The sequence below is a fragment of the Microvirga sp. BF8 genome (assembly GCF_059888585.1).
This window is the reverse complement of record NZ_CM187619.1, coordinates 26,009-48,689: the sequence shown is the minus strand read 5'-3', so window position 1 is coordinate 48,689 and position 22,681 is coordinate 26,009. Positions and strand designations below refer to the sequence as shown.

Below are 22,681 nucleotides of genomic sequence, written 5' to 3'. Positions count from 1 at the left end.
GGATGGCGCAGCTATCTCATGCATCGCCTCGCTCTTGCGCGCGTCGGCGCGCGCTCAGTTCGCCTGATGGCCGGCCACCCTCTGCCTGAAGAGCCGCTGCAGGGCCTCGTCATCGGTGGCGGGGACGATATCGGCGCGGAGATCTATGGCGGGAACGTGCTGCCCGACGTTCGCATCGATCCGGAGCGGGACAAGTTGGAACTTGATCTCATGAGAGCAGCGCTTCCTGCGGCACTTCCCGTCCTCGGGATCTGCCGCGGATCCCAGATGATCAATGTTGCGCTGGGTGGGACACTTCATACCGACATCTACGAAGTCTATGTCCAGGCGCCCAAGATGCGGACCGTACTCCCTAAGAAACGCATCTCGATCGTACCTGGATCACGATTGGATCGGATACTTGCCTGCAATCCTTGTCACGTGAATTCGCTTCACCATCAATCCGTAGATAGGATCGGTCGGGGATTGTCCATCGCCGCACGCGACGAGAGCGGCATCGTCCAAGCCATCGAGAGCCAGAGCGCGGCGTTTCTTCTGGGCGTTCAATGGCATCCGGAACTATTGTTCTGGAAGAAGCAGCAGCAGCGACTGTTCAAAGCCCTGTCCGACGCGGCTCGACAGTCCTCTGCACAACTCGCGGCGGCAGTGATAGCGTCGTGATCTGGAACTTCGATCCCAAGGCTGAATCCACTTTGAGGTCGATCCAGTGCTCTCTTCTGCAAGCGGCAGGTCGCTTGTTGGGTCTGGCCCACATTTCGCTGGTGTAGCCTTTCGGACCTGCACGATGAGCTAGTGCATACGACGCGAGGTCTTTGGAAAAAGAGATACGACCTTGCCTGAACCCTGGGCGAGCTGCTTCTGAATTTCGGTATGGAGATGGCGACTCACGATGGGTTTAGGCAGAAGCGTAAATTCGCTCGCGTCCGCCGCAATAGCGGGATTCCCCGTGATGAGAAGAATCGGCAGGTCCGGAAAGATCTGCCGTACTTCGCGAGCCAGCATGAGGCCACTCAATGGCCCCGACATGGCAACGTCGGCGAGCAGCAATCCGGGCTTTCGAGCCTTGATAGTCATCAGTGCCTGCCCAGCATTCGTTGCGATGCGCGCAATGTAGCCGAGCTCCTCGAGCATAGTCTGCAAAGCGAGGGCGACCTCGATTTCATCATCGACGATCAGGATCTCGGTATGGGTCGAAGCTCTCTCGCTCACACCTCTATCGTTGCGCTGCACGGAGGGCATGGTCTGTGGTGGGGCCTTTGCCCGCGGCAGGTAAAGCGCGATGGCGGATTTCGTCCCGAGCGTGACAACCTCCGCCATTCCCCCAAGCGGTTGAAGGAAGTTCAGGCTCCAATTGAATTCTACCCAGCTCGGGAGGTCCATGTCCTGCATGGTAAAGACACCCTCCGGGCGCTTCTCCGTGCTATTCGGCATGTCGCCAGGAGAACTGCTGCCGAAAGCAAGCCGCACGAAATCGCCTTCGACGTCCAAACGGGATAAAGTTCCTTTGGAAACAGTAATATTCTGCGCTTCTATCGTAATCATCTCACCCTGGAGAAGAGTGTTGCGCATATTGGCGCAAAGCGTGACAACTGCCGTCTCGAGGTCATTCGGATCAACTTCGACGCCCCACAATCCCTCCTCCGCGCTCACCTGCAGTTCGACGGTATCGCGCAAGAGCGAGCGGCTCAGCAGGACCGCGATGGAATCAATCCGCTCCGCGAGGTCGACATACTGGATTTTTCGGGCGTCCCGCCGCGTGAAGGCGCTCGATCGGGCGATCAGCGACCCCGCCTGGTCGGCAGCAACCAGGGCTGAGAGAAGTTTGCGCTGCAGCGCCGGCTGGTCTCTCAGCTGCCTGGCAACCGTGTCGACATTGGCACCGATCACCATGAGACGATTGTTGAGATCGTGCACGATCCCGTCCCGGAGATGGCTGTAGGCTTCGGCCCTCTGGTAATGGCGCGTGTCGTCCTCAAGCGGAGCCGGAGCGCCCTTTGATACAGGTGGGGTCAGCTTTTCCGCCGCGCCCTCAGGTTCGGCCTGCTCCTCGAATACGGTCAAGCGTCCCGAAAGTCGGTCCAGGAGCCTCCCTTGCGCCCGCAAAACCTGCGCGATTTGCCAGCCGAGCAAAAGAAAGCTCCCGAGGGCCACCGCGATCAGGGCCATGGCCGAGATGACGACCAGTTCAGTCTGGCCGATAAAGGCTGCCACTCCCACCACTGCTCCCAAAACGACCAAGAGACAGCAGGAGGCGGCAAGGACAATCCTCAGATTGGACGGCAGCAGGTACATCGCATGTCTGATTGAGGCTGGCGAACAATTGTATTGACCGAGCGCAGGGGATTAACGTCAATTCCCCATAATTGTCCTATTTAGCATGAACGGGCGGCCTGCGGCATCCTCCGCAGTAAAGTTTTCGTGCGCGTACCAGGGAGATTCTTGTGCGGCTGAACTGTGTATCTGCTCCCATGCGGCTAAGCCTCATGAGCCTTCTTTTCGTCAGCATGACGGTGATCGCCCAAGCAAAAGAGGATATCGAACGGAGAGTGAACGACCTTCTCGGGAAGATGACCCTTGAGGAGAAGGTTGGCCAGCTGAACATGGTTTCAAACGGCGCCCTGCTTCGCTGGGACGATATCTCTTCAGGCCGGACCGGAGCGCTTCTGAACTTCAACAATGCCGAGGATATCGCCCGCGCCCAGGCCGCAGCTCGGCGATCCCGCCTTAAAATTCCTGTTCTCTTCGGCCTCGACGTGCTTCATGGTTTCCGGACCCAGTTCCCAATTCCATTGGGAGAGGCTGCGGCCTTCAGTCCGCGGCTTTCTCGCCTTGCCTCCGAATGGGCGGCTCGGGAAGCGTCCTATGTCGGCCTGCAATGGACATTTGCGCCGATGGCTGATCTTTCCCGTGACAGTCGATGGGGCCGCATCGTCGAGGGTTTCGGCGAGGACCCCTATCTCGGCTCGGTCCTGACCGCCGCTCGGGTCGAAGGGTTCATCAAAGGCGGCCTTGCCACGGCGACGAAACATTTTGCGGGATACGGAGCTCCCCAAGGGGGCCGCGACTATGACACAACCTACATTCCACGAGCGGAAATGTACGATACCTACCTCCCGCCCTTCGAAGCAGCGGTCAAAGCCGGATCGGCAAGCTTCATGGCCGCTTTCAATGCCCTGAACGGGATTCCGTCGACCGCCAACCCTTGGCTGCAGACTGATGTGCTGCGCCGTCAATGGGGCTTCGACGGGTTCGTCACCTCCGACTGGGCCGGGATCAAGGAACTGATCGGCCACGGTGTTGCCGCGAACGGGGCGGAAGCGGCTCGAAAGGCCATCCTCGCCGGTGTGGACATGGATATGATGGGGGAATTGTACATCCGGCATCTTCCGGAGGAAGTACGGTCCGGTCGCGTGCCCGAGAGTGTCGTGGATGAAGCGGCCCGGCGCGTCCTGAGAACCAAGATGCGCCTTGGCCTGTTCGACCGTCCCGATGCCAATCCTCAGCATGTGGATTCCATATTTCCTTCGCCGGAATCGCGGAAGGCGGCACGCGAGGTTGCTCAGGAAACGCTTGTCCTGCTGCAGAACCGAAATGACGTTCTGCCCGTATCCCCTTCCATCCACTCGATCGCCGTGGTCGGCCCCCTGGCCGATGCACCTCAGGACCAATTCGGGCCTCACGGCGCGAGGGGGCATGCGCAGGATACCGTATCGATACTCGAGGGAATTCGCCGGAGAGCCGGGCGGACGGGCATTCAAGTGAGACATGCGCCAGCCTGCGATCTGTTCTGCACGGAGCAGGACCAGCTCCCGGCTGCGCTCGATGCCGCCAACGCTTCAGATCTCACGGTTGCTGTCTTTGGCGAACCGGTGGACCTTTCGGGCGAGGCGGCATCCCGGGCCTACATGACCTTCAACGGCAAGCAGGCCGAAATCCTTGAGGCCCTGGCAGCCACAGGCAAACCTGTGGTTCTGGTGATCGTCGGCGGCCGGCCGCTCGAACTCGGCAGGATCGCCGATCGGATCCCTTCCATTCTGATGGCCTGGTATCCGGGCACGGAAGGCGGGACGGCGGTTGCTGATATTCTCTTTGGCGATGTGAGCCCGAGCGGGAAACTGCCTGTCACTTGGCCACGCACGGTGGGGCAATTGCCGCTCTACTACAACCGGCTTCCCACTGGTCGGCCGACCCTTCACAACAACCGCTTCACCTTGAAATATGTGGACGAGGCGGTGACGCCGCTCTACCCGTTCGGGTGGGGTCTCAGCTACACTCGGTTTTCCTACACCGACCCTGTCATCGTGAAACCTCGCTTGAGATCGGGCGACACATTGGAAGTCGCTGTCTCCATTACCAATAGCGGCTCACGCTCCGGACAGGAGGTCGTCCAGCTCTACACGCGCGACCCGATTGCCAGCCGCAGCCGACCCCTGCGTGAACTGAAGGCGTTCGAGAAAGTCGCACTGTGCCCGGGCGAAACAAAGCGTGTCGTTCTACGCGTGCCGGTCGAAGCTCTCGGCTTTCATCAGGACGACGGGACCTATGAGGTCGAAGCCGGGGCAATCCAGGTCTTCGTGGGCGGAAACTCCTTAGCCGAGCCTGTTGGCGAGGCTTCGATCCTGGAGACAATCACCGTCCCGTCCTCAGGGCAGCGCGCATCGGCCTCGACCATGGCCCAGTGAGAGCAGCCCAGCCACATTCAGCAGCGCCGAGGTAGCCAGAGACGGATTCATGACAAATACCCATCAACTTCATGAAAGGAAAGGAGGTGTTGCGGCACGCTATGTCATGCCCGTGAGATGGGCTGCATCATCTCGGAGAACAGGTTCCGCCGACCTGCTGCTCGGCATGGTCCTGACCTTTATCGCCGGTGCGGTCAATGCAGGCGGATTCCTGGCGGTCGGCCAGTACACGTCGCATATGTCCGGCATTTTCTCGGGAATGGCGGACAATCTTGCGCTAGGCGCTTTCGATCTCTTTCTGATCGGTCTTGCGGGGGTCGTGCCCTTCGTGGCGGGTGCCGGTTGCTCGGCCATCCTGATCAATTGGGGCAAACGGCGCCACCTCGATAGCCAGTACGCTCTCCCCCTTTTTCTCGAGGCTGTCTTTCTGTTCGGCTTTGGTCTCTATGGCTGGCTTTTCTTCCCGACACCCTCCTTCGTCCTCGTGACGATTCCATGGCTGTGCTTCATCATGGGCTTGCAGAATGCGACTGTGACGAAGATCTCCGGCGCGCGCATGCGAACGACGCACGTGACCGGAATCATCACGGACATCGGCATCGAACTTGGCAAACTTTGCTATTGGAACCGCAGCACTTTTGTCCCGAAGGTTTCCGCCGACCAGACCAAGCTCCGCCTGCTCTCGCTCCTGCTGGCCTCCTTCTTCATCGGCGGCGTCACCGGTGCCATCGGCTACAAAATGGGAGGCTTTCTGTTCTCAATGCCCCTAGCCCTCCTTCTCCTGATCCTGGCCTGTCCCTCTCTGGCGGACGACTGGATCGCGCGAACGCGGCAGGCTTAAGCGAAGCGCCTTAGCCCATCCGCTCGAAGCTTCTGTCGAGATCGCTCGGGCGCGAGATGAGGCCGGTCGCATCGACGACGACCTTATGGAGAAATCGATTGAACTCGAGGCGCTTGAACTGCTTATGCGCAACGAGAAAGGCGACGATATCGGATTCCTGCCTTGCCGTATCGGCGTCGACCAGCCGAATATCGGGGCAGCCATGGAAAACCGCCGGCAACTCCTTAACCAGAGGATCGCAGACGAGAACCTTCACGCCACCATGCTGGAGCAGCTTCATCACGATCTTCATGGATGGGCTCTCGCGCAGGTCTCCCACATCGGCTTTGTAAGTGATTCCGAAGCACGACACGACCGGGTTCTTAAATCGGTCGGCGAGGTCCAGGATCCTATGGAAGATATATTCCGGCTTGCGATCATTGACCTCACGAGCCATACGGATAAGCCGCGCTTCCTCCGGGGCAGAATCGACAATGAACCAGGGATCAACCGCGATGCAATGCCCTCCGACACCCGTTCCTGGCTGCAAAATCGAGACCCGTGGATGCTTGTTGGCAAGCTCGATCGCGCGCCAGACATCGACATTGATCTTGTCGCAGATCGTGGAAAGCTCATTGGCGAAAGCAATATTGACGTCCCGGAACGCATTCTCCGTAAGCTTGACGAATTCAGCCGTCCTGCAATCTGTCGTATAGATATGTCCCGTTACGAAGCTCTCGTAGAGGGTAAGCGCACGGCGCGAACACGCATCCGTCATTCCACCGATGATCCGATCATTGGAGACAAGCTCACGCAGCATATTTCCCGGAAGGATTCTCTCCGGGCAATGCGCCACGGCGACTTGCGCATCACCTGCCTCCTTGAACCGGGGAAACGCGAGGTCCGGCCGCAACTCGGCGAGCCTCGCCGTCATCAGCTCTGTACTTCCCACGGGTGAGGTGGACTCAAGAATGACCGTAGATTCTGCGGTCAGGTATGGCGCGATGACGTCGCATGCCTTCTCGACGTGGGACATGTCTGGCTTCTTGCCATCGCGGAACGGTGTCGGAACCGCGATGATGAAATAATCCGCTTCCGCCGGCTGAGATTGTGCCTTGAACCGCTCCGTGCTGATGGCTGCCGAAAGAAGCATCTGCAGGTCCGGCTCGTGGAAATGAGCCTTACCGGAGTTAATAGAAGCAACGGCGGCCTCGTTGACATCATATCCCACGACGTGAAATCCGCGGCTGGCCAGCATAGCCGCCGTCGGGAGCCCAATATAACCCAGGCCGACGACACAGACTGTAGTCATGCGCAAAACGACTCCGCTATGATTTTGGCGATCTGGGTCGATGCCGTTCCATCCCCATAAGGGAAGACGGCTCGCGCCCGCTGTTGGTAGGAATGCTCATCGTCGAGAAGTTCGGAGACCTCGCGATGAATCCGGATGGGGTCGGTCCCAACCAAACTGACGGTTCCGGTTGCAACCGCTTCCGGGCGTTCGGTTGTATCTCGCATCACGAGAACGGGTCGCCCCAGGGCGGGCCCCTCCTCCTGAATGCCTCCCGAGTCGGTCAGAATGACCTTTGCGCGCTTCATCAACCTGATCATATCGACATACGATACGGGATCTATGAGATGCACGTTGCACAACCCGCCGAGGCGAGCACGCACGATTTCTCGCACAGCGGGATTGAGGTGAACAGGATAAACGATTTCGACGTCGCCACGCGTCGCGAGCCTTGCGAGACCTGAGCAGATACCTTCAAACCCCGCTCCAAAGCTTTCTCGCCGATGTCCCGTCACAAGGATCAGGGAGCGGTCGGGATCGAGAGCGACAGGAGCCTTGAGGACGTTTGCCCCGCCTCCGTCCTCCAACTCGATCTTTCGAGACACGTGAAGCAGGGCATCGATGCCCGTATTGCCCGTCACGTAGACTCGGCCCCGGCGACTGTACTCCCGGTCCAGGTTACCGGCAGCGACGGTGGTCGGCGCAAAAAGGTATTCTGCCAGTGAATCGATGGCCACACGGTTGAATTCCTCAGGCCACGGCCGCGCCAAGTCGAAAGAGCGCAACCCAGCTTCCACATGTCCGACTGGAACGCGGTTGTAGAAGGCTGCCACAGCCGTCGCCATAGCGGTTGTCGTATCACCATGAACCAGGACGAGGTCGGGATGAAGGTTCCCGAGGACATCCGCCATCTGGCTTAGGATGGAGGCGGTTATATCGGGTAATTTCTGATCGTGCGTCATCAGATTGAGATCGATATCCGGCTTCTCTTCGAACACGTCAAAGACCTGATCGAGCATTTGCCGATGCTGTCCCGTAATGGCAACGCTGACCGATACACTGCCGGATTCGCGCAAGGCCCTCACCACTGGAAGCATTTTGATCGCTTCAGGCCGCGTTCCAAAAGCTACCAGCACATGCTGCATGCACTTGACCCTAACTGAGACATGAATTGTATGGTGAAAGTCTCGACGTTATCTGAGATCACCATACATGAAACCGTCGCCCATTTAGGATACTCTTCTGGAGTATCTACCGAGGATTGCCTCAAATAGAAGAACCGCAAAGACTGCATTGGTACTGAGGTATCGCCAAGCCATGCGCTTTGGCTCCTGCAGAAGACGATGAAGCCATTCCAACCCCAGTTTCTGCATTGCTTCAGGTGCGCGTGTCACCTTTCCGGCGAGAACGTCGAATGAACCGCCGACTCCCATCAGAAAGGGGGTGTTCAGCGAGTCTGCATGCTTGGCGAGGAATCGTTCCTTCTGAGGGGTCGGCATTCCCAAGAAGAGGCAGTCGGCGCTGGCTGCATTGATCTGCGCGACGATCGCACCCTCCTCATCGCTGCTGAAGTAGCCATTTCGCGATCCGGCAAACTCAAGGCTGGGATATCGCTCCCTGGCAACATACATGGCGCGTTGAAGAACATCCTCTCTTGCCCCCAGAAAATAGGGCCTGAATCCCTCCTGAGCACAGCACTCAAGAAGCTTCTCCATCAGATCGACCCCTGCGACCCGCTCTGAAACCGGAATACCCTGCAAGCGAGCCCCGATAACAATCCCAGCTCCATCGATTCCGATGATGTCACTTTTAAGAACATCGCTCCGCAATGACGGATCAGATCTCATCTTGACAAGCTTTGCGACGTTCATCGCGACATGCCTGACTCGCCGCCGGTTCCGCATAGATTCGGAGGCGATCTGAACTGTCTCCTGGAGTGACAGAACATCGATCGGAGTTTCAAGGAATACAGTTCTCACGGTTGCACCTTCGGGCGGCGCAGAACGATGCGGTCAACCTCCACTCGCCGCAAATGGAACCGCTGGACATTCAGCAAGTCGGGAAGAGGCCAACCTCAATATACGTCCGCGTGATTTCTGATCATGGTAATTGCAGTAAGAACCAAAATCTTAATATCGAGCGCGAGCGATGCCGTCCTGATATACTCCAGGTCGAACTGCAACCGTCTCTGCATATGCGCCAATGTCGGCGTTTCGCCTCGCGCACCACTCACCTGGGCAAGTCCCGTAATCCCCGGCAACGCAGAGAAACGCTGTCCATAGGCCGGGAGCTCGGCTAGATACTTCTCATCATGTACAAGCGCGTGAGGACGCGGGCCGATCAAAGACATTTCGCCGCGCAGGACGTTGAAGAGCTGGGGTAGTTCGTCAATGCTCGTCTTGCGCAAGAAGCGGCCTAGGGCAGTGACCCGTGGATCACATGACTTTGCCTGCGGTACGGCTGGATCCGCACCGCACTCCGCGTGCATGGAACGGAATTTGAGAATCTCAAACTGGACTTGCTTTCTTCCGTGTCTCTTCTGTCGGAAGACGATGCATCCGGAACTTGACCAGCGTACTCCTAGGGCAGCCAGAGCCATTATCGGCATCAGTACGACGATCAGAAGAACTGCGAGTGCGACATCAAAGAAGCGCTTTGTAGGAGAATTGAGATAGGGACTGACATCGGCGCTTGCTTCAGTTGTCGGCCACGTTCTTAGAGGCCGTATTAGAGCCGACTGTTGCGTGGAAAGATCGACACGAACTTCACTCGATAGGGCATTCCGCACTGCCATCGGCAACCTCTCGATCCAGCGAGATCTTTGATGGAGCGATGATTGTTGCGTTCGCTTCTGCGGTCAACGAGACATAGGGAGCTAGACAAGACACATTCGCCGACAAGGTATTACCCATCGCGCGGCACGGTTGGAATGATTGAGTCACTCAATAAAATCTATCTGGAGGAAGACGTACTAATCCGTCTTTGACAGCGACGCTTCAAGGGCAAAGGAAGAGGTAATTCAGATTCGATAGCTACACATGCATATCCTCCAGCGGCAGAGACCGCGAAGGATGGCCGGAGGTGCTACTGAACTCAGGTCGGCGGCATCTTGGCCATTCAAACGTCAATTGCCGAGGCCAATTTTTAGTAACCGTAATCCTCCGGTCCGTAGTGGCACTTGTTCAGAACGACACCCAGAACGCGGGACTCGCGAGCGAGATTCCTCTCGCATATATCGACCTCACCCAGCGTACTGGCCTCTGCGGCGACAACCAATATTACACAATCTACATTTGGCAAGAACGCCAGAACATCGTCGTTGACGAGCATCGGAGGCAAGTCGAAAAGCATGATATCGGGCTTAAGCTTTTCCTTCAGATTAGCAAGGATTGGACCGGTTCGCGGACTTTGCAACAGTTCGGACGCATACAGAACAGGGCTTGAGTTCGCTCCAATGGCGACATTGTCCCCGTAGCGCACAAATGCATCTTCGATGGAACACTCGCCCTTCAGAAATTTTTCCATCGAGTACGTCTTGTCGAGCCCGAGAATGCTGCTGACCTGGGGTCGTCGCAGATCCAGGTCGACAAGAACCGTGCGACAATCCTTCAGGCTGGCGAAGCTAAAGGCCAGGTTGAGGCCCACTACAGTCTTTCCGCAAGCTGGAGTCGGCGAGGTGATAGCGACCGACGTCCATCTGTTCTGACGCATGATTTTCAGGATCTTGGTGCGGAGGATGTCAAAGGTGAAGTTAGCAGCATCCATTCGATCGATCGTCACGATGCGTCCCTGGGCAACGCGCCTACGGTCGAGCTTGATGTGAGGCAGTCGGCGCCAGAACACCTCGCTTGCGAAGGAGGGCGGAGGCGGGGTGCCTATCTCCGAGAACGCCACCAGGGCTATCTCGCGCTCCAGATTCTCGATCGTACTTTGGATGCGTTCCATGGTTCGTGTCTACATTCCTATATTACGACGGATAGCCGCTGGAATCAGCGCGACCTTTCTTGATTGTGCTTCACCGGCAGCAGGGATGTACGGAATTGTGGCGAGCGGCTCGATTTCGAGTGCTTCTATCAATTCAATCGGCCGGCGTATGCTCTTGTTCAGGAATTCGAGCAGTATCACAAACCCGAAACCGAGTACGAGACCGGCAACGGCACTGCCTGCCGCTATGGCAAAGCGTTTCGGTCCAATCGCCCGCTGCGGGGGCGCCGCCAATTCAAGAACCGAAAGCCGCTCGCCTTTCGAGCGCGTTTCGATCCGCTCCCCTGTCGAAGCCTCCGCGAGTTTACCCGAAGCGACGTTGTATTGAGATTGGACATTCTGGTATTGTCTTTCCAACGCATTCAATGTCGCCTCATTGCCGGGTGTAGCGGCAATGGATGCCGCCAGTTCGGATAGGCTCTGCTGAATAGCCTCTTTTTCCTTCGCAATCATTTCAATCCGTTGATCGGTATCAGCCAGCTGCATATCCAGCTCCGATGGGCCGGCCTTGCCCGAAGGGGTGTCCCCCTTGTTGGCTCGTTCGCTCTGAACCGCCTTCTCCAAAGCTGCAATCTGGGTTTGAAGACTGATGATTCCCGGACTCTGCTCTGCTAGGACTGTCCGTTGCTCGATCAAGACTTTTCGAAGCTGGGAAAGTGTCTGTTCCGCAGGAGTCGATACGCCTGCATTGGGAACCGGATCGGTGCCGGCGAGCATCCTCGTCAGCCGAGACCGACCCTCTCGAAGGGAGGCTTCCTCGCGCCCTAGCTGCATGAGCCTTTCCTGAAGGTTCAGTTGCTGCGTTCGGCGGAAGCTTAGACTTTCAGGCAACGCATCCTTGTTCTGGTTCTTGAAGTTTGAAATGTCGTTCTCAAGCTGGCCAAGCCTGCTCCCAAGTCGCTCTGTCTCCTGTTGGAAGAAGCGCAGGGTTTCACTCACCTGTTCGCTGCGCGTATCAACATTCTTTTGAATAATGAGCTTCACGAACTCATTCACGACATTAGCTGCGAGAACAGGATCCTTCGCTTTGAATGACACGACGAAAGCAGTGGCGGCTTCGCCTCCGCGTGGTGTGTCCAGTCGCATTGGGTCGACGCTCATTCTAGAACGCATATCATCGACAATATCATTCTCCGATGCCTCGGAACGATCGGGATAAAGCCCAAACTTATCGGCCAATGCCATAAGATTGGGACGTGTCATCATCTGCAGTTGGATAAGTTGGAGTTGCTTCACAATCTCGGCCGGTATGGTCGAGCGGACCAGATCCGCCGATATCTGTGGCGACTCGACAATAATCTTGGCATCTGCCCGATATGTCGGAGGCAGGATGGACGCGATAGCAAGGCCGATGGCGGAAACAGTCGCAAAGATGGCCAGAAAATACGGAAGGCGCCTGAGAAAGATTGAACGATAAAAGCGAATGTCGATATTTCCCATAGTCTGTCCGCTCGTCCACGTTCGAGACCGCTTGTCAGCCGTCAGTCGGCAAACCCGGAGCGTTCCACTTCGAGTTCGATCATCTCGTCGAAGCGAAGTGACCATTCCTGCAAAGCTTGGATCGGGATTTCCCACGACTGAATTTCTACAACGCAAATTTATACCTAGGGGCTCAAAGGTGTCCAGCAAATGGCGTGGCCCATAGGGAGTACTTTGAAGTAATGGCATTGACGATCTCTGTAGAGTCTCCGAAATTCGGCCCAGAGCCTCTTCAACGAGGACGTTTTGCAGGTAGCCATGAAATGTGGAAGACACGGAGCGCCAGGCGCATCCATACCAGCACCATGATCGTCGCTTCGGTCCTGTTCGGCTGCGTGGCTATTGTACCGAAGCCGAGCTACGCACAGGGTTATCCGCTAGCGCCGCAGACAAGTCTGCGCGTAACTGTGGTTCAATGGGTCCCGGCAAAGGGCGAATACCAGCGGTGGGATGCAGTCGGTGGCGAGTTCACCGTGTCATCAGCAGGGACCATCTCAATCCCGCTCGTCGGCTCCATGTCAGTCGAGGGGCTCGACAGCACAATGCTTGCTTCCAAGATCGCTCAGCAACTGAAGGACAAGGTTGGCCTTATCAACGTTCCAGACGCTACCGTGGAGATTCTGGACTACCCCCCTTTGTATATCGTCGGAAGCGTCTCAAAGCCGGGCGAATACAAGTTTCGGCCTGGTGTCACTGTCCTTCAGGCACTGGCACTCAGCGGCGGCCGTTTCCGACTTACGACCGAAGGCGGAGACAAGGGCCAGATCAGTATGCTTGGGGAATTGCAAACGCTTCGCGAAGATATCCTGCGAACCGTTGGCCGCATAGCGCGGCTGCAAGCGGAGTTTTCAGGCAGTACGGAGATTCGTTTTCCTCCGGAGTTTATGGCCGCGGGCAGCAAGATGACGGCGGAGATTATCGCGCAGGAAAAAATCATTTTTGATGCACGCAGAAATGCCCTCGACCGCCAGCTTCAGAACCTCGCCGAACTGCGCAGCCTCTTTACTGCTGAGATCGATGTGCTGGAACAGAAGACATTGTCGTTGGAGGCCCGTATCAAGACGGTCGGAGACGATTTGGCGAATGTAAAGTCCCTTGTCGAACGTGGCATTGCTACGGTATCGCGTAGAACGGAACTGGAGTTCGCTGTCGCAAACTTACAGTCTAACAGACTGGACGAAGTGACAGCCGTTATGCGGGCTCGCCAGAATCTGAGCGAAGCAACAAGAAACTCGCTCAGCCTGAAGGACAAGCATCAGACAGACGTGTCGACCGAGTTGCAGGAGGCTCAGGCCGCTCTTGAGAGACTGCGGATCAAGGAAGATGTCCTTAAGAAAATCCTGATCATCAGCGAAGCCTCGCCCTCGAAAGACGGCAAGGACGGTGCTGTAGAGCCGGAGCTCGCATTCACGATCGTTCGAAAATCTCCGGACAAGTCTGATGAGTTTGTGGCGAGCGAGGACACGCTCTTGATGCCGGGGGATGTCGTTAAAGTGGCGATCAGAGAAGCGCCGGGAGAGCGTCGGGTTGCTCCTGGCGATCAAGGGCCGACGCAGTAGGAAGCAGTTCGAGAGGGCCGGCAACTTCGGAGTTCCTAGCCTCCAGCGGTCATAGGCCCTGCTCCATGCGCATCTGGCAGGACGATGTTTCGAAGTCACGCGTTCCTTCTATTCTCCTGGTTCCTTCCGGTCGCAATTATCGGACCTCCTCTTTCGTTTCGGGACCTGCTTTCTTTGCCGAAACAACGCTAGCTCATAATGGTGATGGACCAATGGTCCTCACTCAATATTCTTCAAATTACTGCCGCAGGCGCATAGCGTGGTGATTGTGGACATGCAGAATCGTTCGGTAAATGAGAGGCCTTCCGCCAACTCGCCACTGTCGCTCATTGTCGTCACCTACAACAGTGCTGCAGTGCTCCCAGGATTGCTCGACTCTTTGGCCGATGGGCTTTGCGGTCTCTCCGATATCGAGACTGTTATCGTCGACAACGCGTCACAGGATGGAAGTGCTGACTTGGCCGCCCGCCACCCGGTTCGTCCAAAGGTCATTCGAATGGGGCGAAACGCTGGATATGCCGCAGGGATCAACGCGGCTACGTCTTCGATTGAGCCGGATCGACACGTCCTCATTTTGAATCCAGATATCCGACTCCGTCCCGGGGTCGCAACGAGGCTGCTTGAGCGATTGCAGGATGTGCGCGTCGGAGTTGTCGTCCCACGTATGCTGAACGAGGATGGATCAGTTGCCCTATCGCTTCGACGGGAGCCTTCAATTGCCGCGGTGTGGTTGGAGGCTTTCCTGGGTCGTTGGGCCTCGCGGACCCGCCTGAGCGAGGTGATTGGCGACCCAAAACTTTACGATTTGGGAGGGCCGGTGGAATGGGCAACCGGTGCTGCACTCGCCGTTTCGGCCCATGCGCGCGCGACCATTGGCGACTGGGATGAATCGTTCTTTCTCTACAGCGAGGAAGTCGACTATCTCCGCAGAATGCGCGAGCACAACTTTTCAATTATATACGCTCCCAATGCTGAGGTGATGCATATCGGGGGCGAATACCGCGAGAACCCAATGCTCTCGGCGCTTCTCGCGCGCAACCGTATACAATATTTTAGGCGTTATCACGGGAAAGCGGAGGCCGCACTTTTCCAACTCGGCATCGTAACCGGCGCTGCTATGAGATCTTTTCTCGGTCCGACCCACCGCGCGGCTCTGCGGGCATCATTGAGACCATCACGCCTCCCAATTTAGAGACTACGTTCGATTTTTCGCCCGAGAATCAAGGAGAGTTGCTCAGCTGATGACCACGGATGGGAAGCACGCGAACCGGCACAGCTATATCCAGATTCTTCGTTCGACAGCGCAGATTGGCGGCTCGACGGTCATCACTATCGCTTTTGGCATTCTCCGAAACAAGGCAATCGCAATTATTCTTGGTCCCTCAGGGGTTGGTCTTGCCGGATTGTACACGGCGATTGTCGAGATGTCCCAAGGGCTGGCAGGCTTAGGCATTTCTAACAGTGGGGTCAGACAGATAGCCGAGGCGGCAGGATCGGGAGATCGCGACAGAATTGCACAGACAGCTACGGTTCTAAGGCGTACATCCATCGTTCTCGGTATACTCGGTGCGATTTGCCTTTTCGCTCTGGCGGGGCCGATCTCCGCATTCACCTTCGATGGTCATCAGCAAGCGATCGGCGTTGCTCTACTCTCCCTGGCCGTGCTCTTCCGCTGTATATCCGGCGCTCAGATGGCATTGATCCAAGGTTTGCGACGAATTCCCGATCTAGCACGAATGAACATTTTGGCAGCGTTCTTCGGTACGACAATCGGCATCCCATTGATCTACTGGTTCGGCGAGAGGGGCATCGTTCTGTCTCTCATAGCAACCGCCGGCGCTTTGGTTGTCACATCCTGGTGGTACAGTCGAAAGGCTCAGGTGCCTTCCGTCCATGTCCCCCTGCCGCAGATGGGGCCCGAATTGGCGGGTTTGCTGAAGTTGGGTCTTGCATTCATGGCAAGCAGCTTTCTGACCGTTGGCGCGGCCTATGGGATCCGTATCATCGTGCTGCACCTTGCAGGGATTGAGGCGGCTGGGTTCTATCAAGCTGCATGGACTCTCGGTGGCCTCTACACAGGATTTCTCCTACAGGCGATGAGCGCTGACTTCTATCCACGACTGACCGCGACAGCGACGGACAACGCAGAATGCAACCGGTTGGTCAACGAGCAAGCCCATGTGAGCATGCTGCTGGCAGGTCCCGGCGTCATTGCCACGCTGACGTTCTCGCCGATCATCCTTGCGGTTTTCTACTCTACGGAATTCAGCTCGGCCATCACACTCCTGAGGTGGTTATGCCTGGGGATGATGATGCGCGTAGTCGCCTGGCCTATGGGCTTCATTATTCTGGCCAAGGGTGCTCGGGGCACCTTTTTCTGGACTGAATTTGCAGCCGCGACTGTTCACGTCGGTCTCGCCTGGCTTTTGATCGCGAAGTTCGGAGTTAACGGTTCGGGCGCGGCCTTCTTTCTCCTTTACGTCTGGCATAGCATCTTGGTCTATTTAATCGTTAAGCGAATGAGTGGGTTTCGCTGGACAGCGCCGAACAGAGTACTTGGGCTGATTTTTCTACCGTTGGCTGGGGCAGTATTCTGCGGGTTCCTCTTCCTCCCGTTCTGGCCTGCGACGGGCCTCGGCGTCGCGGCCGTAGCATTCAGCAGCCTCTATTCGCTTCGATCTCTCCTGACGCTCTACTCCCCTGACAGGCTCCCGGCACCACTAAGGCCCTTTCTGGAAAAACTTGTTTGACCTGGGGCCTGCAATTCACTCCCGGGCCGATGATCAGACGTTCGCGGCGGCACCCTCGGCGATCTGGAGGATGTACTGTCCATAGGAGCTCTTCGCCAGCTCTCGCCCGAGGCTGAGAAGCTGCTGCCGGTCGATCCAACCGAGATTAAACGCAATTTCTTCTGGACAAGCGATTCGGAACCCCTGTCGGTTACTTAGCGCGCGAACGAACTCCGTTGCTTCCACGAGCGCATCCGGCGTACCCGTGTCAAGCCAAGCAAATCCACGCCCCATTCGTTCAACCTGAAGCTGACCGTTCTCGAGATATGCCCGGTTTACGTCAGTAATCTCATATTCACCGCGAGCAGAAGGCTTGAGACTCGCGGCAATTTCCACGACCTGCGAATCATAGAAATAGAGACCGGTGACCGCCCAGTTGGATCGCGGTTTGACGGGCTTCTCTTCGATTGAGACTGCTTTCCCCGTTTCGTCGAAATCCACCACACCGTACCGCTCTGGATCGGTGACATGGTAAGCAAAGACCGTCGCGCCTGTGCGCCGTCGGCTCGCCGAAGCAAGCAGCTCGGGCAGCCCGTGGCCAAAATAGACGTTGTCACCCAGGATCAGAACGGAAGGACCCCCAGCGACGAAATCCGCGCCAATGACGTAAGCTTGCGCCAGTCCTTCTGGTTTTGGCTGCACCGCATAAGACAGCCGAAGGCCCCAGCGCGCACCATTGCCCAGCAATTGCTTGAACTTCGGAAGATCGTCAGGCGTTGAAATAATCAAGATATCCTGCACTCCCGCCAGCATGAGGGTTGTTAAAGGATAGTAGATCATCGGCTTGTCATAGATGGGGAGCAGCTGCTTCGATGTCACGTAAGTCATCGGATGCAGTCGCGTGCCCGAGCCACCAGCCAGAATAATGCCTTTCATAAAGTTGCTCCTAGTATGCTGCCTCAGCGATGAGGCGCGCGACGCAGGTCTTCAAGGATATGCGCCACGCGGGAAGAGTGATTCCGTGGATAGCCACGAGCCGACTGCTATCTAGCTGGGACTGAGCTGGCCTTCGAGCGGGCGTAGGGTAATCCCTGGTCTCGATCGACTGGACTTGGGCGGAGGGCCCGCCCAAACTACCGGAGCAGGCAAAGATCGCGTGTGCGAATTCTGCCCAACTGGCCTTGCCCGATCCGGTCATATGGAAGATGCCACGCAATGTCGGATCATCAGGCCGACTGGTGAGATGGCGGCAAACCATCAGAATGCCATCGGCTAGATCAAGGGCGTTCGTTGGAGACCCGATCTGATCGCCAACTACGGCAATCTCACGCCTTTCTCTTGCCAACCGAAGCATCGTCTTGACAAAGTTCTTGCCGAACGGGCTATAAACCCACGCCGTCCGGAGAATCACATGATTGGCCGTCGCTGCGGCGACCGCGTGTTCGCCGAGCAGTTTTGAGGCGCCATAGACCCCTAAAGGATGTGGAACGGCATCCTCCCTGTATGGCTTCGCGGAGGTGCCGTCGAAAACATAGTCCGTCGATATCTGAATCACCGGAATTTTCATTTGTGCCGCAGCACGAGCCACAGCGCCCGCGCCTGCACCATTGATAAGATTCGCTAGATCCGGCTCGCGTTCCGCCTGGTCGACAGCGGTATAGGCCGCGGCATTGACAATGACGTCTCCCTCGAATTTCGACAGAGCGCTTCCGACCTTAGAAGGTACGGCAAGATCCAGCCGAGGACGCCCAATTAAAGTAACGATGGCCCCATGGTGGGATGCACGCTCGGCAAGTGCCCGGGCAAGCTGTCCATCTTGACCAGTGACAAGCACACGCACCGGGATGGTCCTTAGAATATGTCAGAAGCCAATGAGGCTAGTTTGGGATGGTGAGTATCTTTACTGGACAAGATGGCACTCTCGGCTGCAACAGGCCACCGAATACCAAGGGCAGGATCATTCCATGCCAAACCGCGATCGTGAGCCTGAGAATAAGGAGCACTTACCTTGTAATAGACTTCCGTATCGGGCTCGAGCGTACAGAACCCGTGGGCAAATCCTACAGGAATGAACAGCTGACGACGGTTGGCGGCTGAAAGCTCAACGGCAACATGACGCCCGAATGTCGAGGAGGAGCGGCGAAGGTCGACAGCGACGTCCAGGATACGCCCACGGCCGACCCGCACCAGTTTCGCTTGTGCGAAGGGTGGAAGCTGATAGTGCAGCCCGCGGACGGTGCCCGAATGAATTGAGAGAGACATATTGTCTTGGACAAAGGTCTCCGGGATCCCGGCCGCGGTGAAAGCGGGCTGGCTATAGATTTCCGTGAAATAGCCACGCTGATCCGAAAACAGGTCGGATTCGACGACTTTTACATCAGGCAAAGTGCTCGCTTCGACACTCAACACGGTCACTGTGCTCCTTGCATCAATTACAGCGATTTACAACCCAACTAGGCGCCGGTCTCGCAGAGACGAAGTACAAAAGCCATTCCATAACACTAACGCGGCCCTATCCCAAACTATCATAACCAAACAGTCTCTCGATTCAAAATTCAACATCTATTCTCGACTATCAGAACTGCTGCTTTATTTATAAACCGCTTTTAAAAATTGCCACCTAAACAGGTTGAGTATCCGCAATTGCCATTGCGCGAATGCCCCCGGTCCCTATGGATGCCGGATAGAACCCCCAGGTGAAGGGCACAGGCCGCTCCAGATTCATATGAAAACTCGTCCGACGGCACAGTCTAATGCTTTCTCACTCGATGGAGCATCGGGGAAATATCGGCTGCGAACTGCGCGGAATACAGCCGAGCAGATCGTAAAGCTCTTTCTTATAGGCATAACGCTTTTTCCTTTCCTTGGCGGCCTGGTTAACGCTGAGGCACCTAACAGGGACCGGAGGCTCGGAACGGAGAGGTTTCCGAATGGCTTTCCAACGGATCCATCATTCATCCCAATTGGAGTTTGGCTGCAATCCCCGAGCAATGGTGCCGCCTACAAGGCTTTGGGTATCAATACCTTCGTTGGCTTGTGGGGCGGGCCAACAAAGGAACAATTGGCAGATCTCGAGCGCAATGGCTTGTTTGCCGTCGCCGAGCAGAATGATCTCAGTCTTTCCTTTCGCCATAGCAGCATCATAAAGGCGTGGATGCATCCCGATGAGCCGGACAATGCTCAGGAGAATGCTCTTGGCTTGAGTGTGACCTGTGTGCCGCCAGCTTCCGTTGCCAAGCGGACGCGTCTCATGAAGCGAAGTGATTCCACGCGTCCCGTTATGGTCAACTTCGGGAGAGGTATTGCAGATCCAACATGGCCGGGGCGCGGGACTTGCACGGGGGATTTAGACTACTACACGGAAGCATCCAAAGATGTCGATATTGCCTCCTTCGACGTTTATCCAGTGGCGTCTTCGGCGGGCCTGATCAAGGGACGCCTCGGATACGTCGCCCGTGGTGTTGCCAATCTTCGGAAATGGGCTCACGAGGCTTATTCTGTGTGGACAGTTATAGAAACGACCAGAATCTCGCATGACAGCGATCGTCCAAGTCCGCGTCAGATTCGGGCAGAGGTTTGGCTTGCAGTGATAGCCGGCGCAAGAGGGATCGTTTACTTCGTTCACGAGTTTTCCCATGGCTTTCGGGAGGATGGGATATTTCGGCATCTGGATGCCGTTGAGGCTGTCCGCCGGGTCAATGAGGAACTCAACTCGCTTGCACCGGTTCTGAACGATCAGGACGGTCCAGAATTAATACTTGTCGACGAAACGCGGTCGATTCTGGCCATGCTCAAGTCGTCAGGCGCCGACACCTACTTCTTCGCCGCATCAACCTCCAATCAGACGATCCAGGCTCGATTTAAGATAGATACATCGCGCGCTGCGACGGTGAAGGTGATTGGTGAAGAGCGCATTCTCCGGCCTTCCAATGGGATTTTCGAGGATGAGTTTTCCGGATACGATGTGCATCTCTATCGATTTCAAACGGGGGCGAATTAACTGCGGAGCACGACCTCCGAGAGAATTTATGGTGCAAGGACTCGTGTCGCCAGTCTCCTGAGACCATGCCTCAGTTATCGATTGACCCATATTTATGATCATCATGGTCGAGAAGACATCGTCGCGTTAGAAGATATAGAAAGACCTAGTTCGTTCCGTAGCATGATGCGTTCCTAGTCCAGCAGGGCAAAGGTCATTCAAATGTTACCTGAACGACCACATCACGATGGAGAGTTGAGCAGAACCCGTCGCCAGTGCGAAAAGGGTCCCAGGGCGTCTTTGTTTGGCGCGTCAATTTCCACAGTCGGTCTTGTCTTGATCACGCTCGGATTGGCTTCGGACCTATTCGCTGACAGAGCCGAGTCGAACATTTACCCCATTGCCGACATCGTGCGCTCTGAACCTCATGTGGGTGCAGGAGCCACCTTGGATTGGGCAAGCGCTCCGAATGCGACGAATACGGGTGTTCCGTCTGGGGTGACCCTGAATGCGTCAGGGGGCATCACCATCACCAAGGCAGGCGCGGTTGTCGAGGGCCTGGACATCAAGGGACCGGTGATCATTGAGGCGGACAACGTCACTCTGAAGAACTGCAAGATCACCTTCACCGGCTACTGGGGCGTGTACATCAAGCCGGGCGTCGACGGCACCACGGTGCAGGACACCGAGATCAACGGCACCGGCAGCAACAACTCCGGCTCGCACGGCATCCTCGGCACCGGCACCTTCCTGCGCAACAACATCTACAATGTCGAGAACGGCATTACCCTCAATGGCGGCGACACCGTCATCCGCGACAACTACATCCACAATCTCAAGGCCTCGGGCGCCCCGCATTACGACGGCATCGAGGTCGATGGCGGCACCTCCAACATCACCATCGAGCACAACACGGTCATCAACGACAACACCCAGACCTCGGCCCTGATGATCGACAACTATTTCGGCTCGGTCTCCAACGTCAAGGTCGACAACAACTACCTGGTCGGCGGCGGCTATACCGTCTATGTCGATGGCCAGTTCAATGGCGGCTCGATCTCGGGCGTCTCGCTGACCAACAACTACCTCCAGAAGGGCTATTACGGATACTATTCCATCAATAACAACTCCCCCGTCATGAGCGGAAATCGTGAGCTAGGGCCTACCTTCCCGATAGACAGTCGAAACGATCCGTCCAAGCGTGACTTCCAGTATCAGCGCTAAAGCCCGGTTTCACGAGGGCACTGAAATGGACGAGCATATTCCATTGGCAATTGCGGTGGAATGAACGGCAATGATGTGTCTTGCGGGCCATGGTTGCTGGCCTAGGACAGATCGCTCATCAAACTCTTTCACCTCGAAAAGTGCTCTTTCGACTGGATGATAGTAGAAGAACCGATAGCCGTAGTGGGATATTCTCTCGTAAACGGAGAGGGAGGGAAGTCCTAGCAGAAGGATCAAAATATCGGCCTTCCCAGTTTCCAGGAACGCAGTTGCACCAGCAAGCACCTTTGGTTCGAAGCCAGCGACGTTCACTTTGAGAACGGAGAGACGTGAAACGCCAAGATGCTCGAGTTCGTCCGATAATGTCCTGACAGGAACTATCTCTCCTCCTTGCACAGCGTGGCTGGCGATCTGGCTCATCCATGTCTGCCCCGACGTCTCAAAGACGGCCTCTCCCTCCGAGTCGGACAATGCGATTTGGTAGACCTTCACCTTATCGTAAACGTCGTTGTCAGCGATATTCTCTCGAAAGGTCGCCACGTTGGCTCCGCTCGGCTCGAACGCATGGACTAGCGAGCATGGTAGTTTCGCGGCATAGATAGCAAATTGTCCGATGGCTGCTCCGACGTCGGCAATCACCCAATCAAGGTTCGCCACCTCGCGCAAAAATGCATATTCAGGATCGATAAAATCCCCAAACATGACAAGCGCCTGCGGGAACTGGCTCGGGTAGTTGAACCGCAGTACTGGGCCAGACCGAAGGGAAATCTGGCTTTGCAGCGGACGGTTCAGCCGCAGCTTCAGCAGTCGAAAAGAGCCTCTAAGAGTACTTTGGATACCAACCGCGCGAACACCCCAGCGCAGCTTGTGGACTGCATTGCTTGAGCTGGCGGCCGCACGGTCAATTTTCTGTCGAAAATTCAGGGATGCCATT

Annotated in this window: 19 protein-coding genes; 8 read left to right on the top strand and 11 right to left on the bottom strand. The window is 56.4% G+C overall.

The window, feature by feature from the left end; all coding sequences use genetic code 11:
- Positions 1-18 precede the first annotated feature (18 nt).
- Entirely contained in the window at positions 19-660 is a 642-nt protein-coding gene (locus AC522E_RS00190) for a gamma-glutamyl-gamma-aminobutyrate hydrolase family protein (RefSeq protein WP_500748407.1), read from the top strand.
- A 129-nt stretch (positions 661-789) separates the two neighbouring features.
- On the opposite strand, the gene AC522E_RS00185 is transcribed toward AC522E_RS00190, so the two are convergent.
- On the bottom strand, positions 790-2,211 hold the full coding sequence (locus AC522E_RS00185) for a response regulator (protein ID WP_500748406.1): 1,422 nt from the start codon (positions 2,209-2,211) through the stop codon (positions 790-792).
- Between the two features lie 272 nt (positions 2,212-2,483).
- On the opposite strand from AC522E_RS00185, the gene AC522E_RS00180 reads away from it, so the two are divergent.
- Both AC522E_RS00180 and AC522E_RS00175 read left to right on the top strand, forming a co-directional pair.
- On the top strand, positions 2,484-4,682 hold the full coding sequence (locus AC522E_RS00180; RefSeq protein ID WP_500748405.1) for a glycoside hydrolase family 3 N-terminal domain-containing protein: 2,199 nt from the start codon (positions 2,484-2,486) through the stop codon (positions 4,680-4,682).
- A 49-nt stretch (positions 4,683-4,731) separates the two neighbouring features.
- Positions 4,732-5,523 carry a YoaK family protein gene (locus AC522E_RS00175; protein ID WP_500748404.1) on the top strand — a complete coding sequence of 264 codons (792 nt, stop codon included), beginning with the start codon at positions 4,732-4,734 and terminating at the stop codon, positions 5,521-5,523.
- A 10-nt stretch (positions 5,524-5,533) separates the two neighbouring features.
- Here AC522E_RS00175 and wecC read toward each other — a convergent pair whose 3' ends face one another.
- The 6 genes from wecC to AC522E_RS00145 all read right to left on the bottom strand — a co-directional run bounded on the left by wecC (position 5,534) and on the right by AC522E_RS00145 (position 12,217).
- Positions 5,534-6,814, bottom strand: a complete 1,281-nt coding sequence (gene wecC, locus AC522E_RS00170; RefSeq protein WP_500748403.1) for a UDP-N-acetyl-D-mannosamine dehydrogenase — start codon at positions 6,812-6,814, stop codon at positions 5,534-5,536.
- Positions 6,811-7,938 carry a non-hydrolyzing UDP-N-acetylglucosamine 2-epimerase gene (gene wecB, locus AC522E_RS00165; protein WP_500748402.1) on the bottom strand — a complete coding sequence of 376 codons (1,128 nt, stop codon included), beginning with the start codon at positions 7,936-7,938 and terminating at the stop codon, positions 6,811-6,813. Before wecB ends, wecC begins: the two co-directional genes overlap by 4 nt.
- Before the next feature lie 84 nt (positions 7,939-8,022).
- On the bottom strand, positions 8,023-8,772 hold the full coding sequence (locus AC522E_RS00160; protein WP_500748401.1) for a WecB/TagA/CpsF family glycosyltransferase: 750 nt from the start codon (positions 8,770-8,772) through the stop codon (positions 8,023-8,025).
- Positions 8,773-8,867: 95 nt separating this feature from the next.
- Positions 8,868-9,587 carry a sugar transferase gene (locus tag AC522E_RS00155; RefSeq protein WP_500748400.1) on the bottom strand — a complete coding sequence of 240 codons (720 nt, stop codon included), beginning with the start codon at positions 9,585-9,587 and terminating at the stop codon, positions 8,868-8,870.
- A gap of 350 nt (positions 9,588-9,937) precedes the next feature.
- Positions 9,938-10,738, bottom strand: a complete 801-nt coding sequence (locus AC522E_RS00150; RefSeq protein ID WP_500748399.1) for a CpsD/CapB family tyrosine-protein kinase — start codon at positions 10,736-10,738, stop codon at positions 9,938-9,940.
- A 9-nt stretch (positions 10,739-10,747) separates the two neighbouring features.
- The gene (locus AC522E_RS00145; protein WP_500748398.1) at positions 10,748-12,217 is read right to left on the bottom strand and encodes a GumC family protein; all 1,470 of its coding nucleotides are present in this window, start codon (positions 12,215-12,217) and stop codon (positions 10,748-10,750) included.
- A 221-nt stretch (positions 12,218-12,438) separates the two neighbouring features.
- Between AC522E_RS00145 and AC522E_RS00140 the strand changes: the two genes are divergently transcribed.
- The 3 genes from AC522E_RS00140 (at position 12,439) to AC522E_RS00130 (ending at position 16,565) form a co-directional block, all read left to right on the top strand.
- Positions 12,439-13,815, top strand: coding sequence for a polysaccharide biosynthesis/export family protein (locus tag AC522E_RS00140; protein WP_500748397.1), 1,377 nt, complete (start codon positions 12,439-12,441; stop codon positions 13,813-13,815).
- Between the two features lie 259 nt (positions 13,816-14,074).
- Complete coding sequence (locus AC522E_RS00135; protein WP_500748396.1) at positions 14,075-15,007, top strand: glycosyltransferase family 2 protein; 933 nt, start codon at positions 14,075-14,077, stop codon at positions 15,005-15,007.
- A 49-nt stretch (positions 15,008-15,056) separates the two neighbouring features.
- Positions 15,057-16,565 (top strand): O-antigen translocase, encoded by a 1,509-nt coding sequence (locus tag AC522E_RS00130; RefSeq protein ID WP_500748395.1) that lies wholly within the window; start codon positions 15,057-15,059, stop codon positions 16,563-16,565.
- 33 nt (positions 16,566-16,598) lie between these two features.
- On the opposite strand, the gene rfbA is transcribed toward AC522E_RS00130, so the two are convergent.
- From rfbA to rfbC, 3 genes are read right to left on the bottom strand one after another with little or no spacing between them, the layout of a single operon-like run.
- Complete coding sequence (rfbA, locus tag AC522E_RS00125) at positions 16,599-17,480, bottom strand: glucose-1-phosphate thymidylyltransferase RfbA (RefSeq protein WP_500748394.1); 882 nt, start codon at positions 17,478-17,480, stop codon at positions 16,599-16,601.
- A gap of 10 nt (positions 17,481-17,490) precedes the next feature.
- Entirely contained in the window at positions 17,491-18,384 is an 894-nt protein-coding gene (rfbD, locus tag AC522E_RS00120; RefSeq protein WP_500748393.1) for a dTDP-4-dehydrorhamnose reductase, read from the bottom strand.
- 11 nt (positions 18,385-18,395) lie between these two features.
- Positions 18,396-18,950, bottom strand: a complete 555-nt coding sequence (gene rfbC / locus AC522E_RS00115; protein WP_500750806.1) for a dTDP-4-dehydrorhamnose 3,5-epimerase — start codon at positions 18,948-18,950, stop codon at positions 18,396-18,398.
- A gap of 319 nt (positions 18,951-19,269) precedes the next feature.
- Between rfbC and AC522E_RS00110 the strand changes: the two genes are divergently transcribed.
- Both AC522E_RS00110 and AC522E_RS00105 read left to right on the top strand, forming a co-directional pair.
- Positions 19,270-20,544, top strand: coding sequence for an alpha-amylase family protein (locus tag AC522E_RS00110; RefSeq protein WP_500748392.1), 1,275 nt, complete (start codon positions 19,270-19,272; stop codon positions 20,542-20,544).
- A 426-nt stretch (positions 20,545-20,970) separates the two neighbouring features.
- Positions 20,971-21,747, top strand: coding sequence for a right-handed parallel beta-helix repeat-containing protein (locus AC522E_RS00105; protein ID WP_500748391.1), 777 nt, complete (start codon positions 20,971-20,973; stop codon positions 21,745-21,747).
- 9 nt (positions 21,748-21,756) lie between these two features.
- Here the strand turns inward: AC522E_RS00105 and AC522E_RS00100 are convergent, their stop codons facing one another.
- Positions 21,757-22,680, bottom strand: a complete 924-nt coding sequence (locus tag AC522E_RS00100; RefSeq protein ID WP_500748390.1) for an FkbM family methyltransferase — start codon at positions 22,678-22,680, stop codon at positions 21,757-21,759.
- Position 22,681 lies beyond the last annotated feature (1 nt).

Excerpts from the sequence above, each read along its gene's own strand:
- AC522E_RS00110 (WP_500748392.1), top strand. The coding sequence starts at position 19,270 with ATGAAAACTCGTCCGACGGCACAGTCTAATGCTTTCTCACTCGATGGA.
- AC522E_RS00180 (WP_500748405.1), top strand. The coding sequence starts at position 2,484 with ATGAGCCTTCTTTTCGTCAGCATGACGGTGATCGCCCAAGCAAAAGAG.
- AC522E_RS00145 (WP_500748398.1), bottom strand. The coding sequence starts at position 12,217 with ATGGGAAATATCGACATTCGCTTTTATCGTTCAATCTTTCTCAGGCGC.
- wecB (WP_500748402.1), bottom strand. The coding sequence starts at position 7,938 with ATGCAGCATGTGCTGGTAGCTTTTGGAACGCGGCCTGAAGCGATCAAA.
- wecC (WP_500748403.1), bottom strand. The coding sequence starts at position 6,814 with ATGACTACAGTCTGTGTCGTCGGCCTGGGTTATATTGGGCTCCCGACG.
- AC522E_RS00100 (WP_500748390.1), bottom strand. The coding sequence starts at position 22,680 with ATGGCATCCCTGAATTTTCGACAGAAAATTGACCGTGCGGCCGCCAGC.
- AC522E_RS00190 (WP_500748407.1), top strand. The coding sequence starts at position 19 with ATGCATCGCCTCGCTCTTGCGCGCGTCGGCGCGCGCTCAGTTCGCCTG.
- AC522E_RS00140 (WP_500748397.1), top strand. The coding sequence starts at position 12,439 with ATGGCATTGACGATCTCTGTAGAGTCTCCGAAATTCGGCCCAGAGCCT.
- AC522E_RS00150 (WP_500748399.1), bottom strand. The coding sequence starts at position 10,738 with ATGGAACGCATCCAAAGTACGATCGAGAATCTGGAGCGCGAGATAGCC.
- AC522E_RS00155 (WP_500748400.1), bottom strand. The coding sequence starts at position 9,587 with ATGGCAGTGCGGAATGCCCTATCGAGTGAAGTTCGTGTCGATCTTTCC.
- AC522E_RS00175 (WP_500748404.1), top strand. The coding sequence starts at position 4,732 with ATGACAAATACCCATCAACTTCATGAAAGGAAAGGAGGTGTTGCGGCA.
- AC522E_RS00130 (WP_500748395.1), top strand. The coding sequence starts at position 15,057 with ATGACCACGGATGGGAAGCACGCGAACCGGCACAGCTATATCCAGATT.
- rfbA (WP_500748394.1), bottom strand. The coding sequence starts at position 17,480 with ATGAAAGGCATTATTCTGGCTGGTGGCTCGGGCACGCGACTGCATCCG.